The sequence below is a fragment of the Shewanella sp. 10N.286.54.B9 genome (assembly GCF_041468565.1).
Taxonomy (GTDB): domain Bacteria; phylum Pseudomonadota; class Gammaproteobacteria; order Enterobacterales; family Shewanellaceae; genus Shewanella.
Map to the genome: position 1 here is coordinate 19,109 of NZ_JBFRIY010000079.1, position 14,183 is coordinate 33,291.

The 14,183-nt window shown below is 41.5% G+C and carries 14 protein-coding genes; 4 read left to right on the forward strand and 10 right to left on the reverse strand.

The annotated features are described in order from the left end of the window. Positions 1 to 27: 27 nt before the first annotated feature. From proQ to AB4135_RS21070, 3 genes are all read right to left on the reverse strand, one after another. Complete coding sequence (gene proQ / locus AB4135_RS21060) at positions 28 to 666, reverse strand: RNA chaperone ProQ (RefSeq protein WP_371995385.1); 639 nt, start codon at positions 664 to 666, stop codon at positions 28 to 30. 286 nt (positions 667 to 952) lie between these two features. Continuing rightward, positions 953 to 1,411: a GAF domain-containing protein gene (locus AB4135_RS21065; protein ID WP_371995386.1), complete on the reverse strand. Its 459-nt coding sequence runs from the start codon at positions 1,409 to 1,411 to the stop codon at positions 953 to 955. A gap of 94 nt (positions 1,412 to 1,505) precedes the next feature. Next, on the reverse strand, positions 1,506 to 1,787 hold the full coding sequence (locus AB4135_RS21070; RefSeq protein WP_371995387.1) for a YebG family protein: 282 nt from the start codon (positions 1,785 to 1,787) through the stop codon (positions 1,506 to 1,508). Positions 1,788 to 1,983: 196 nt separating this feature from the next. Here AB4135_RS21070 and AB4135_RS21075 point away from each other — a divergent pair, with 196 nt between their 5' ends. Genes AB4135_RS21075 through AB4135_RS21085 form a run of 3 tightly spaced genes read left to right on the forward strand, consistent with a single transcriptional unit; the run spans position 1,984 to position 5,849 of the window. Beyond that, positions 1,984 to 2,610, forward strand: a complete 627-nt coding sequence (locus tag AB4135_RS21075; RefSeq protein ID WP_371995388.1) for a paraquat-inducible protein A — start codon at positions 1,984 to 1,986, stop codon at positions 2,608 to 2,610. Further along, positions 2,600 to 3,244 carry a paraquat-inducible protein A gene (locus AB4135_RS21080; RefSeq protein WP_371995389.1) on the forward strand — a complete coding sequence of 215 codons (645 nt, stop codon included), beginning with the start codon at positions 2,600 to 2,602 and terminating at the stop codon, positions 3,242 to 3,244. Before AB4135_RS21075 ends, AB4135_RS21080 begins: the two co-directional genes overlap by 11 nt. Then, positions 3,222 to 5,849 (forward strand): MlaD family protein, encoded by a 2,628-nt coding sequence (locus AB4135_RS21085; RefSeq protein WP_371995390.1) that lies wholly within the window; start codon positions 3,222 to 3,224, stop codon positions 5,847 to 5,849. The genes AB4135_RS21080 and AB4135_RS21085 overlap by 23 nt, the downstream gene beginning before the upstream one ends. A gap of 209 nt (positions 5,850 to 6,058) precedes the next feature. Here AB4135_RS21085 and AB4135_RS21090 read toward each other — a convergent pair whose 3' ends face one another. Beyond that, on the reverse strand, positions 6,059 to 7,285 hold the full coding sequence (locus tag AB4135_RS21090; protein WP_371995391.1) for a nucleoside recognition domain-containing protein: 1,227 nt from the start codon (positions 7,283 to 7,285) through the stop codon (positions 6,059 to 6,061). 112 nt (positions 7,286 to 7,397) lie between these two features. Here AB4135_RS21090 and rsmF point away from each other — a divergent pair, with 112 nt between their 5' ends. Further along, complete coding sequence (gene rsmF / locus AB4135_RS21095) at positions 7,398 to 8,822, forward strand: 16S rRNA (cytosine(1407)-C(5))-methyltransferase RsmF (RefSeq protein WP_371995392.1); 1,425 nt, start codon at positions 7,398 to 7,400, stop codon at positions 8,820 to 8,822. A gap of 681 nt (positions 8,823 to 9,503) precedes the next feature. Here rsmF and AB4135_RS21100 read toward each other — a convergent pair. The 6 genes from AB4135_RS21100 to pabC are packed head-to-tail and all read right to left on the reverse strand — an operon-like array spanning position 9,504 to position 14,052. After that, positions 9,504 to 10,292, reverse strand: coding sequence for a TatD family hydrolase (locus AB4135_RS21100; protein WP_371995393.1), 789 nt, complete (start codon positions 10,290 to 10,292; stop codon positions 9,504 to 9,506). A gap of 41 nt (positions 10,293 to 10,333) precedes the next feature. Next, positions 10,334 to 10,660 (reverse strand): PilZ domain-containing protein, encoded by a 327-nt coding sequence (locus AB4135_RS21105; protein ID WP_371995394.1) that lies wholly within the window; start codon positions 10,658 to 10,660, stop codon positions 10,334 to 10,336. A 6-nt stretch (positions 10,661 to 10,666) separates the two neighbouring features. After that, on the reverse strand, positions 10,667 to 11,584 hold the full coding sequence (gene holB / locus AB4135_RS21110; protein WP_371995395.1) for a DNA polymerase III subunit delta': 918 nt from the start codon (positions 11,582 to 11,584) through the stop codon (positions 10,667 to 10,669). A 1-nt stretch (position 11,585) separates the two neighbouring features. Further along, entirely contained in the window at positions 11,586 to 12,230 is a 645-nt protein-coding gene (tmk, locus tag AB4135_RS21115; protein ID WP_371995396.1) for a dTMP kinase, read from the reverse strand. Further along, the gene (gene mltG, locus AB4135_RS21120) at positions 12,227 to 13,237 is read right to left on the reverse strand and encodes an endolytic transglycosylase MltG (RefSeq protein ID WP_371995397.1); all 1,011 of its coding nucleotides are present in this window, start codon (positions 13,235 to 13,237) and stop codon (positions 12,227 to 12,229) included. Before mltG ends, tmk begins: the two co-directional genes overlap by 4 nt. Further along, positions 13,234 to 14,052, reverse strand: coding sequence for an aminodeoxychorismate lyase (pabC, locus tag AB4135_RS21125; protein ID WP_371995398.1), 819 nt, complete (start codon positions 14,050 to 14,052; stop codon positions 13,234 to 13,236). Before pabC ends, mltG begins: the two co-directional genes overlap by 4 nt. Between the last annotated feature and the right edge of the window lie 131 nt (positions 14,053 to 14,183).

Genomic DNA, 14,183 nt, shown 5'->3' on the forward strand with positions numbered 1-14,183 from the left:
GTTACTCCTTTACATGCTTTTAAACCATTACAGCATTATGTATTCAGCTTTAACTTTAATTGTTAAGCCAGAATCTAGTTGAACTTGAACATCTTCTTTTTTGATATCCAAAATTACACCAGCAACTGGTGCCTTACCAAGTTTGACATTTACACGTTGATTTTTCTTCAACTCAGTCAATACCGCAGGCGTTAAAGCAACTTCTGCTACTTTTTCTTTGACAGGTTTTGCGCTTGGTGCCGCTTTCGGTCTTCTTGCAACCGGGTTTTTAACGGCTTTCTTAGCTTTAGCTGAAGGTGCTGAGGTTTTACTCGCCTTAGCTATTCTTTTCGCTTTCGCTTTTTCCTGACTTTCTTTAAGTGTAGCTTGAGCATGGTCAACGTGCTCTTGTTCTAGCTCACCACAAGAATTACCATCTAAATCGATACGGTGCGCACCAGCTTTAACGCACTTAAGGTAACGCCAGCTGCTTGTGTATCTTCTTAAAGCGATTCTTAGTTGAGTCTTACTGACTTTAGAATCATCAGCTAACCTTTCCGCTAAATCTTGAAACAATCCGATTTTTAATGGCTTCGTTTCACCTTCAGCAATAAAGCATAAAGGAAATGTTTCATATAAGTACGCAAGAATAGCGTTGGTATCGGTCAACTTTTCTGTTGATTCCATCTTTACTTCCACAGTTTAAAAAAGGGACACCACCAAAAGAGTTTCTATCTCTCATCGATTTAAGTGTCGTTTATATTTGTCTGATTATGACCTAAAGAACAAATTAATAATGATTAACCTATGTTTTTTAGCGGCAAAATCAAACCTACCTTAGCAACAACCTATCATAAACGCTATTGATTCGCTTTACCGAATAATCACGATTTAAGATTTCATTGCTCAAACCGCTTATTATAGGGATGCATGAGATGATTGCGACCATCAATTAGCAAAAATTGGTCGTAGATTAACCAAATAGGCAATTTTCGAGACTTTTAACCAAAGTTTCTACGCCTTGTTGATCGATTTCATCAAATCTTGATAACGATGGGCTATCAATATCCAGAACTCCGATAACATCGCCATTGTGTCTTAGAGGAACCACAAGTTCAGAAACACTGGCTGAATCACATGCTATATGACCCACAAATTGATGAACATCCGCTATACGTTGTGTTTGGTTTTTTTCAACAGCTGTACCGCAAACACCTTTTCCAATCGGTATCCGAGTACAAGCAACTTTTCCTTGAAAAGGACCGAGTACAAGTTGTTCGTTCTTTAGTAGGTAAAAGCCAACCCAATTAAGATCAGGTAAATTATCATTCAATAGTGCTGAAAAATTGGCTAAGGCGGCGATTTGATCATCTTCACCGCTAAATAAAGCAATAACTTGACGGTTCAACGTGTCATAAAATGACGCGGTCATATACATCCCCTAACGAAATCATCGATAAATCTAAATAAATTTGCAGCATCTTATCAAGATGGAGCAAATTTAGAAGACTGATGTTCTGTTTTTTTTAGTCTAAATTAGTCTTTTTCGATACTTTCTTTGTTGGAGCTTTACTCGCAGTACTACCACCTTTTAGCAAGGATTGTAGTTCATCTTTATTCTGCGCTAAGAAAAAACCAATCTTTTCAATGTCATTATCTTCTAACCCTAATTCAGGATTCGTCAAAAAAGGAATCAAGTTGTCAGCGATATCAAGCATCTTATCGTAGGCATCAGCCTCCTTTTTCGATGTGAAAGTCATCTTTTCAACCCCTTCTCTAACTACGACAAATTTGGTTACAACGGCCATAATCAATCTCGCACTGTTTTTATATACAGTAAAGAGTCTCACATATTGAAGTTCTTATGCAAGTTTTCTTCAAAGTCTGATACGCTTATAGCGATAAGGACTCTGTAATAATCAAATGCATACGATTAATAGAGTTCACGTTTAGGGCTGTTTCTTTGTTTTATTCCATTAAGATTTTTTTGAGGCTTTATTTCCTATGCCACCGGATACGCTAGACAATAGTGTTACTTTATGTCCGTCATGTGATTTGGTCATAAGAAAGCGCGCCCTACCAACAGGCGTAAGGGCTATATGTCCGCGGTGCCATACTCAGTTATACGACACACCTTATTGCTCAGTTAATGGCATGTTGGCGTTATGCATCACTGCAATTATCTTTTTTTTCCCCGCTAACCTTTTTCCGGTGCTTGAACTTGAGTTTTTGGGCAGTATGCGCACAACAACTGTGTTTGAAGGCGCTGCAGCTGTCTATCAGCAAGGATATTGGGTTGTTGCTATAGCGGTTATGACTGCAGCGGTTATCGCACCTGGTATCTTATTAACTTCTATATTGGTACAGATCTTAATCATTAAATACGGATTACAATCGCCTTTATTAAGGTCAGTCTTAAAACAGGCATTAAAGTTACAAGGCTTACTGACGCAGTTAACGATGCTCGAGATCTATGTCATCAGCTTTTTAGTTGCTGCGTTTAACCTTGCTGATTTTGCCACCGTTTCTTTCGGTTTTGGTACTTTCTGTTTTACAATGCTGTTTGTAATGCATTTATTCCTTTTAAGAGAGTACGATTTAGAGCATATGTGGAGTTTCCTTGAACGATAATAAAGCAGCTTCCACATTAGGAAAGGAGGTAGGGCTAACTTGCTGCCCAACTTGCAGCAAAGTTACTTGTGCCAATTCCGCTTGTTGCAGCCGCTGCGATGCTAAATTAAAAGTAAGGGATTATGATAGCCTGCAAAAGAGTTGGGCTTTACTGATAACAGCTGCAATTTTGCTTATCCCGGCTAATCTATACCCGATTACCACACTGACAAATCAAGGCCAAGTGACACAAGACACTATTTTTTCTGGGATTGCACATCTGGTAAAAACAGACATGATCCCTATTGCCATTATCCTATTTACTGCGAGCATCTTGGTGCCGGTGCTTAAAATTGTAGGACTCACTATATATTTGACTGCAATTAGCTTTAAGTTACCTATATCTAAGAAAAAACTAATGATGGGCTTTCATATTATCGAGTGGATTGGTAGATGGTCGATGTTAGATCTATTTGTCATTTCACTCACCGTTGCTGTGGTCAATATGGGACAACTTTTAGATGCAAAACCAGCACCTGCAGCCACTGCATTCGCCTTAGTTATCTTGCTAACACAACTGGCAGCAAAAGTGATTGATACACGCTTACTCTGGGACAGATTGGAAACTAATAATGACTCAAGTACAAACACCTAAAGTAGTAAAGAAAAAACTCTTCTCTCCTATTTGGTTACTACCGATTATTGCATTGGCGCTAGGAGCTTGGTTAGGAGTTAAGAGCATCCGCGAGTCTGGCGTAGAGGTCAGAATACATTTTCCAAATGCCACGGGTATGGATATAGGTAAGACCTTAGTAAAATATCAAGGTCTTACCGTGGGTAAAGTCGTTGATATCAGTATCGATGACGATCTTCAGGGCGTTAATGTTGATGTTTTAATGGATTATCGCTCCTCACCATTTCTAAACAAAGCCACCAAGTTTTGGCTTGTTAAACCTAAGGCTTCGATTACTGGCGTTGAAGGTTTAGACACATTATTTTCAGGTAATTACATCGGGATTTTACCCGGTGAGGGAGAGTCAGCCTCTTTTTTTGAAGCAGAGATCAGCGCACCAGTTATAACGCCGGGTAACGAAGGACTCATTGTTAACATTACTTCCGAGAAATTGGGCTCGTTGGATGTAGGTTCACCTATATTCTATCGACAGATCCCAGTTGGGCAAGTTGTTGGTTACCGTTTAGATAGTAGCAACAAGATTATAGTGACCGCGTTTATTCAGCAGCAATATGCTAACTTAGTCAAAGTCGACTCGCAGTTTTGGAATGTGTCAGGCATTAGTATCGACGCTTCCCTTGTCGGTATAGAAGTTCGTAGTGAAAGTCTTGCAGCTATTCTCGCTGGAGGTATTAGCTTTAGTTCAAATGATGGCTCTACTACTGCTGAAAACCGACATGAATTTGCCTTGTATGATAGCGAGAAACAAGCCTTCGGTGGTATAGAGTTTAATTTAATAGCTAACGGCACAGAATCAGTTGCAATCAATACTGCCATTGTATTTCGAGGGATTAATATAGGTCGGGTTACCAATAAAAACTTAACTAATAACGGTATCTCTTTAGCAGCCAAAATCGACAGTAAATATGCTGAGTTACTAGCAGGTAGTTCATCATTTTGGTTAGAGGGTGCAGATATCTCTTTAAACGGTATCAATCATCCAGAGCGGTTACTCACTGGTAGTGTGATTAACTTTATGCCAGGCTCAGGCGCCCCACTACAGCAATACCCTTTATTAGCAACTAAACCAGAGCCACTTAACAGTAACAAGCTTACATTAACTTTAAACTCAGATAGCAATCCAGGTGTTTCTGCTGGCGCTGATTTACGTTTCAAGCAGATAAAAATAGGCACGGTGCTGTCTAGCAAATTAAATAAAGCACTGACTGGAGTAGAGTATAGTATCGAAGTTGATGCAGATTTTAGCTCTTTACTCACCAAGGGCAGCTATTTCATCGCCGAGTCCGTGCTTTCAGTAGAAGCCAACTTAGACGGTGTTGCGGTAAAGACTCGCGATCTTAGTACTTTTACCAATGGTGCGTTAAGTTTAGTTAAAGGATCTAGCAACCAGCAGTTAGCTAACAGTGCGGAACTAAAAGTATTTGCCAGCAGTAACGAAGCAGATAGCTACTTTAAGCACTCGCAACAGATTACTCGACAACTTTTCAGTAATGATGCCGCAGATGTGGTTGATGGCTCACCGATTTACTATAAAAAAATGCAGATTGGCCAGGTTAATAAGGTAGATTGGCAGCGAAAGAGTAACGACTTTCTAATTGATATCAGTGTCCAAAAAACATTTGCGTCGCTGTTAACCGACAAAACGGTTTTTTGGCGTAATAGCGCGTTAGCAATCAACGCTAGTTTAAGTGGTATTGAGGTTGAAATGTCGCCGCTACAAGGGGCACTAAAAGGTGGGATCACTTTAGGACTGCTTGAGCAACCAGTACAAGGCCGAGAGAATCAGTTATATGACTCAAAATTTCTTGCGTTAAGCCAATCAACGCCAATAACTATGACCTTCCCTGCCAGCGTAAAATTAGCTAAAAAAGCCCCTATCCGCTATTTAGGCCATAAAGTAGGTGAAGTCGAGTCAGTCGTACTGAGTAAAGATCTGACTGAGTTGAATGTTTCCGCTTACCTATATGGGGATTACGCCGCAAACTTCAACCAGCAAGATGCGAGCTTTTCAATTGTTGACGCGCAGGTTTCGCTGGCTGGAATTGAAGCCCCAGAGACTCTACTCACAGGTCCTTATATTTCGGTTGTTCCCGGAGTGAGCACACAAACAGCAGATAGCTTTATTGGCTTGGTTAATAAGCCATTTTACAATATAGATAACGCACTCACTTTAATTATCACTAATAACAATTTGGGCTCTATTAATAAGGGCACGGCTATCTTCTTTCGTGGCATAAAGGTCGGTCAGGTTGACAGTTATCAATTAATTAAAGACGGTACCGGAGTCGAGATGACGGCCCACATAGAAAGCCAATATAAGCACTTAGTTAATAACACGAGTGTACTTTGGGATCTTTCGGGCGTAAAAGTCGATGTGGGTCTATTTTCTGGCGCTCAGATAGAAAGCGGCTCCCTTGAAACCATTCTTGCCGGTGGAATTGGCCTTGCTACTCAAGATGTCACGACAGCTGATAATATGATTGAGCCGCAGCATCGCTTTTCACTTAGCTCCGCTGTAGATCCACTCTGGTTAGAGTGGGCACCAAAACAATCTGCAACCGACTAAACTTGCAACCTGCTAATACACAAAAGGCGATAACTTACTTAAGTTATCGCCTTTTTCTTATCAAGAAAAGTGTTCTACCAATCAGCATCATAAGTTGACCTACTCAGAGTTTTTTCTGGCGTGCGAATTTCAGACCAATGGGCTAATAGTGGTATGTGCTATGTTCTGCTTAACTCTCGTTGGGCAATAAACCTTTATACTGATTGGTATTAACCATAAAACTGATAACAAACCAATATCGCAGCCACAATACCCGCAAGGTCTGCGAATAAACCGCAAGCCAGAGCATGGCGTCCATTGCGTATTCCAACAGCACCAAAATATACCGCCAGCACGTAAAACGTCGTTTCAGTACTGCCTTGCAAAATTGCGGCAAGTCGGCCAGCAAAGGAGTCAACACCGTAGTACTGCATCGTCTCAAGCATCATAGCTCTTGCGCCAGAGCCACTAAAAGGCTTCATAATTGCCGTTGGCATAGCGTCAACGAAACGCGTATCGCCGCCAGCAAACGCCACAATCCCCGCGATTGTATTTAATAGATATTCAAGCGCACCTGAAGCTCGCAGTAACCCTATCGCTAGTAACATAGCAAGCAGATAAGGGATGAGCTTAATCGATTGCGCAAACCCCTCTTTCGCTCCCTCAATAAACTCATCATACACAGCCACCTTACGCAAACCTGCAACCAGTACAAAACTAAAAATAAGTAGCAGCAAAATGCCATTACCCATAGCAGTACTCACCTCGCCAATTGCCGTAACTGTGAGGGTTGATAAGTAAAATATCAACGCGGTTAACGTTGCCAAAATCCCCGCAGCGTAAGCGATAACCACCGTATTTAAAATTGATAAACGCTGCACAATAGCAACAGCGAGTACACCTGCTAAGGTCGATGCCGATGTGGCTAATAAGATAGGTAAGAATATATCAGCGGGCGCTGCAGCCCCTTGCTGCGCACGGTAAAGAAATACCGTAACCGGCACTAAGGTTATAGAGGAGGTATTGAGTACCAAAAACAAAATCTGTGCATTGGTCGCTGTGTGCTCAACTGGGTTTAAAGACTGAAGATCTTGCATCGCCTTTAAGCCTAGTGGAGTAGCAGCATTGTCTAAACCTAACATATTCGCGGTTAGGTTCATGGTAACGCTGCCATAGGCTGGATGCCCTCGTGGTACCTCGGGCATCAAACGTGATAATAACGGTTCAAAAGCGCGGGAAAAAAACGCAACTACCCCAGCCTTCTCGCCAACTCGCATAAGCCCCATCCACAAACACAGCACCCCAATTAAGCCTAACGCTATCTCTGCGGCTAATTTAGCACTGGAAAAAATGGCTTCGACACTTTGGCTTAGTACGCCAACGTTTCCGCTTAGCAGCTGTATAAAAATGGCAGACAATGCAACAGCAAAAAAACTAAACCATATCTTATTTAACACTCACTGTTCCTCTCCTGATCGGGCGCGACGCGACACTCTTCAATACAAGTGCTCTCACTATATCTATTTTTCAGTATATAATCAGACTACTTTATCGCATTACCTTCGGCATATGGCTCATTTTAATCAAAATTTTATCAATAGCATCGAACATGATCTGCCCGCACACCTCTCAATGGACGATTTCATCTGCTACAGCAGTAAGCCTCTGCGACCCTCTATACGGGTAAACACACTTAAAATATCAACCAATGATTTTATTAAGTTAATGGTGCCTAAAGGTTGGCATTTTGATCCTATTCCTTGGTGTGAAAATGGCTACTGGATTAAATTGGAACAGGAGATCCAGCTCGGTAATACCATAGAGCATCTTCAAGGACTTTTTTACATTCAAGAAGCCAGTTCAATGCTACCACCAACGGCGCTTCTTTCACCTAAGCGAAATGATGCTCAACAGTATGTATTAGATATGGCTTCAGCACCGGGGTCTAAAACAACACAAATTGCTGCTTTAATGGGTAACAAAGGCTTACTTGTCGCAAATGAGTACTCTGCCAGCCGAGTGAAAGTACTGCATGCGAATATCGCCCGCATGGGGGTTGCAAACTGCGCGCTAACGCATTTTGATGCTCGTGTATTTGGCGAGTATATGTTTGAAATATTTGACTCCATATTGCTCGACGCTCCTTGTAGCGGCGAAGGCACGATAAGAAAAGATCCTGACGCTTTAAAGAATTGGGACAATAATGATTTAAAAGGAATTGTTGATACTCAAAAAGCGCTCATTGACTCCGCTTTTCAAGCATTAAAGCCTGGCGGTGAACTGGTTTATTCAACGTGCGCATTAAGTCGACAAGAGAATCAAAACGTTTGTGATTATTTAAAACAGCGCTATCCAGACGCTGTTGAGTTTATTAACCTATGTTCACTATTTGCTGGCGCAGATAAGGCTTGTACCGAAGAGGGCTTTTTACATGTCTGGCCACAAATATACGACAGTGAAGGCTTCTTTGTTGCAAAGATAAAAAAAGTTAAAGCTATTGCGCGAGCATTGCCAGAACCTAGAAAGCAAAAGAATTTCCCATTTGAAAAAGCTTCTGCGAAAAAAGTGTCTGAAATAGCCGAATACCTAAAAACATCGTTCGATATCATTTTACCAAATGAAAATGATATCTACGTTCGAGATGCAGAAGTGTGGCTTTTCCCTCAGCCCTTCCATAAACTCATCGGTAAAATGCGTTTTCAACGTATTGGAATGAAATTAGCCGATGTGCTAAAAAAAGGGTTTAAAGTAAAACATGAAGCTGTTTTAGCCTTAACGTCCCCAAACACTATTGAGCTCAGCGATGATGAGGCACAAGTATTTTTAATGGGCAGAGATATTAGTTTAAGCGAAAAGGTAAAGCCTCAAGGCGAAACCATTGTCAGCTATGCAGGAGTTTCTTTAGGGGTGGTTAAACATCTTGGCAATAAGCTAAAAAACAATCTTCCCAGAGACTTAGTTAAAGATAAAATGGCTCGCTACAGTCAGCAATAATTTTTAGTTACATATAGACAAGAAGTAATTAAAAAAAATTATGCCTAAATGGCAATGCTCTACTACACTCTATTACACTAGTTTGTTCAGAGATTGAGTAAGTAACAGATTTTAACCTTAAATGGTTAACACCAGTAGCGCACGGCTCCTTGAGAGCCATTCCCCTAGACCCAGAACAATTGGAATAGTTTTGGGTCTTTTTTTGCCTGTCTTTTGCTTCTTTTGTACATAGTCATATCAATTGCATTAAGTATTTGACTCGTTCAGAGCCCCTCAGTCTTTTCAATTCAAAGCGCATTGGTAAAGAAGTGGTTATTCCCTTTTAAGCCAATGCAAGGCAGAAGTGGAAAGGCCGGGGGGGCTCACGTAGTGCGGCTGAGGTAAAAAATTGGCAAAACACTGTATGCTGCTCTATGAGATTTGGGTATACGGATAAATGGTCTATTTTGTTCCATAAAAAATAAGACGTTCCGAGCCTCCTTGTCGGTCATGTATAGGATAGTCGAAGGTAGAATAATGCAGCAGAAATTATCGAGAGCGAAGCTGGATGCCAGAGCCGAGAATAACTATTAGCTCAAATCTCACTACTTGCCTACGCGTTTGAATTCCCGCTGAATGGTCACACTTTTAATGCAATTGGTATCACGCCGACAAAGCTGATCCGATTAGATCAGCAAAGCATTATCTACCTGCGAGGCGCGCAGCATCTTTGAATAGCTTAAAGAAGTTCTCAGTAGTATACTCGGCCACATCAGGATATTTCTCACCTCGAAGCTCCGCGACAAACTCGGCAACATCACGAACAAAAGCTGGTTGATTCTCTTTGCCACGATGAGGAACGGGGGCTAAATACGGCGAATCAGTTTCAACCAACAATCTATCTTTTGGTACCTTTCTTATCACGTTACGCAGTTCACCAGCATTCTTAAATGTGACAATGCCTGAAACAGAAATATAAAAGCCCATATCTATTGCAGCTTTTGCCATATCCCAGCTTTCGGTGAAACAGTGTAAAACACCTCCTACTGAGTCTGCATTGCCCCTCTTTAAAAAATTAAGGGTATCTTCTCGAGCATCGCGAGTATGGATAATCAGAGGTTTTTTAACCTTAACGGCCAAATCAATTTGTTGTTCAAAACAAGATTGCTGTAACGCTTTAGTCTCATTAGCATAAAAATAATCAAGCCCAGTTTCACCTATAGCAACCACCTTTTCATCACGTGCAAAGAGCTCTATCTCTTCTACGTTAAGGCCATCTTGGACATCTAAAGGGTGTACGCCTGCCGATAGAAACACTTCATCGAACGACGCCATTTTCTGCTTCATCTCTAAAAAACCTTGTTGCCTAACATTCACACAAAGGAAGTAAGCGATATCACGGGCTTTGGCAGCACTAATGATATTTTTTAGTGAATCATGATCTGGCGCGGTTTTAAGACGATCTAAATGACAATGTGAATCGATAAGCACAGGAGAATCCAACAAGCAAAAAGGAGAGCAAGTCTACCGAGCTACATAGTGCAGGTCAAATCAGAAGAGGACAGTTCGTGTGACAAAAGCTGCTCAATATGGTGCTTATGTAAATCAGGCTCTGATACAATTTTAACACCTATACCTACAGGACGCCCACCAGGAGCTCCTAAAGGGTTTATCCACACTACAGAACCTTCGAACTGCATCTTTTCAGTCGTTCCCGGTAAACGGTAAACCACGGACAATGATTGCCCAAGTACAAAGTTATCTGTGCTGCCAATAAATATCCCAGCAGGCTTAATGAAAGGCATATAGGCCCTATATAGCTGGTGCAAGGTGTCAAAATTAACAACAAGATTTGTCATAAAGAGTTAGTTTTCCATTATATGTATATATTCAAGCACGATGCTTTCAAACAAGCCCAATACATTGATTGTTGGCATTATAGAAAGGCGTGTTTCTTGCTGCATGACTTTAGCTGAAAAAGTGACAATAGCTGAACGTATTAATGGGTCTAGCTTATTGTCTGTTACCAGCTTTCGATGCAATACAAGGTATAAAACTTTAATTGCGTCAGAAACTTGCTTTTCGTTTACATTTTGTAAACTAGCACAGAGCTGCTTTGACGACAAACTTTCAATCCAACCTTTTCTAAATGCTAAAAGGCTTTGATAGCGACCACTTTCAATAGCAGATACTATGGCTAGCGGTCCACCAACGACTGGCAGGCACCAGCTATAATCAGCGGATGTTTTTAACTGATCGTTGAGCCAATGCTTAACGTCAACTCTGGAAGGAAGTTTCACCTGAACGCGCTGGCAGCGACTGCTTATCGTTGCCATCAAACGGCTTGGCGAGTTAGCTTGCAACAGCAATATCGTTTCTTTACCGGGCTCTTCGAGTGTTTTAAGTAACGCATTCGCTGAAGCCTGATTGAGTCGCTCACAATTTAAAATCACGGCAACGCGCCGACCGCCCTGCTGAGCAGTCGTTGTCAGTTTTTGACATAATCCTCTTATCTGGTCGACTTTAATTTGCGCGCCATCAGCTTCAATTTTATAAAAGTCTGGATGACTATTCGCCTCTACTAGCTGACACGCTTTGCAAAATCCGCAGGCACCTGCTTGTCCGACCTGGCTACATAGTGATGCCTTTGCCAGATCCAGTGCCAGTATTTCACCGCCATAACCGGCATCCAAACCGATAAGATAGGCATGTGCGACCTGTTGACGCTTTAACTGTGCATTAAACGTATCACTCGCACTTTGCAACCAAGGTAACTGTTGCATGCTACCAAGCCTGATCTTGTAAGACGGCGATAATATCTTTGTGTACAGCTGCCATACTTTGGCTCGCATCAATAATCATGATTGAATCGTCGTTGTCTGCATATGACAAAAATGTCGCCCTTGTGCGATTAAAGAACTCTATCTCTTGTTGTTCAATACGATCCAGTTCGCCACGATTAGCTGCTCGCGCTAATCCCAATTTTGGGTCAATATCGAGATAAAGTGTCAAATCAGGTTTAAAACCTTTTAGCGTAGCCTCACTAATTGATGAAACTAACGGCATTAGCCCGCGGCCTCCGCCTTGATAAGCGAGCGAAGATAAATTATGTCTATCACCTAAAACCCATTTGCCTTCAGCAAGCGATGGCTTTATCACATTAGCGACCAATTGTGCTCTGGCGGCATAAAAAATGAGACATTCAGCTTCATCACATAATGGATCTGACTCATTGGCAATTTTTACTAAGTCACGCATCTGCTCAGCTAAAGGTGTCCCACCTGGCTCTCGGGTACATACGGGGGCTTGCCCAGTGTGCTTTTCAATAAAATCTCGCACTAAAGCAATGGCACTCGATTTACCCGCCCCCTCTAAGCCTTCTATAACAACGAATTTTGCATTTTTAACCGTGGTTGATTCTATAGTCATCGATTTCTCTGATATTTGTTCACTGCCCGATTATGCTCTTGCAGTGTTCTTGAAAATACATGGCTGCCATCATTTCGAGAGACAAAATAAAAATAATCTACATCTGCTGGATTTGCAGCAGCTTGAATAGCAGCAAGGCTCGGTGCCGCTATGGGTGTAGGCGGTAAGCCATTAATTCGGTAAGTATTAAAAGCTGTTTTTTCTCTTAAGTCTTTGCGAGTAATGTTGCCTTCATAACGTTCACCCATGCCGTAAATAACAGTAGGATCTGTTTGTAAACGCATGCCTTTATTTAATCTATTAATAAATACCGCTGAGATCCAAGGTCGCTCACTAGCCTTCCCAGTCTCCTTTTCAATTATCGATGCAAGGATGAGTAGTTCATATGAGGATTTTAAAGGCAGTCCTTCTTGGCGATTATGCCAAGCACTATCGAGTTCAGCTTGCATTTTTCGATAACTTTCTTGCAATAATGCTCGGGCTGAATTATTGGCTCGGTAATGGTAAGTGTCTGGAAAAAACTTACCTTCAGCCAATCCAGAAGTATCACCATTATCAAGCAAAATTTGCGTAAACATGCCTTCATCAAACTTAAGTTTAGGCTGCGTGAGAAGTAGCTGTTGCCACTCCTTTATGCTCTGTCCTTCTAATAGCGTTAGTGCGAAGGATTTCTCTCTGCCTGAGACAACTCTCTCTAACAAGCTTGTCACGGTATCCTCAGGAGCAACATCATATAAACCTGATTTTATCTGTGCCAGTTCGGGGTTTAATCGCACTAACCATTTTAGTTTCCAGCCATCATCTTCAATAAGATTCTGTTGTCTAAGCAGCTGACTAAACTGGTTAAATGAAGTGCCTCGTTGGATCTCTAACTCCTGGGCTACGCCTATCTTTAACGGTGATTGAGCAAACTGCGTTAACGTTTGGTAGCCCCAGTATCCGCCAAGCGCAGCAATTGTCAGTAGCGTAAAGCCAGTCGCAAAAAAACCAATTAAAAATTTCTTCATAATGTCAGATTAAGTCGCTCTCTTAATAAAGATGTAAAAGGTGCTTTTTGTAAAATATGATTATCGATTAAATTGATATCAACAACGCCAAGCAAACTGTTGGTCATAAATACATGGTCAACGTTAGACAGTTTACTTAGATTTATTTCAGTTACGGAAACTTTAAAATTCATATCCAAAAGTTGATAGATCACCTGCTCTCTCATCATGCCAGCAACACCAGCATAAGCAAGTTTTGGGGTCAGGATGCCAGCCTCAGTTATAAAAAACAGATTAGCCATCGACGATTCGATAATATTTCGCTGAGCATCAAGTACTAACCAGTCATCATAGCCCGCGGTGAGTGGCTCCGATTTAATCAGTACCTGCTCGAGTCTATTACAATGTTTCATTCCAGCAAGACGTGGTTGTTGCGCTAATAAAATAGCTGAAGATTGCAAGTTTATCCCTTGATTTTGCCAACGTTGGTAAACTTCGGGAAACGGATAAACCGATACAATTTCATTAGTCGATTGATTGGTATGTGGCGGCGTATAGCCTCGTCCACCAACACCACGGGAAAGTAAAACTTTAAGACACGATTGGGGATGTTTTTGAGCGCATTCTAACAGAAGTGTACGAAGACTCAGTGACGGCTGCCAGTCAAACCCTAAGCGTTTCGCGCCTTGAGTCAATCGCAAAAAGTGAGATTCAACGAATTGAATCTCACTTTTGTGTACTCGCATTGTTGCAAATAGACCATCACCGTAGGCTAACCCTCTATCAAGAGGGTTAATCGCGGCATCAGGTTGTCCATTAACCCAAATTGTCGACATTAGCTATCCTAACTAATTTTGCCTGCACAGCGCCCCGTAAAATTGCAGATATAGCACTATGCATCCTAGATATAGAGCGGTTTTTTAAATACTGCTCTACAGCTATTAAACCCATAGTGACCATCACTAAA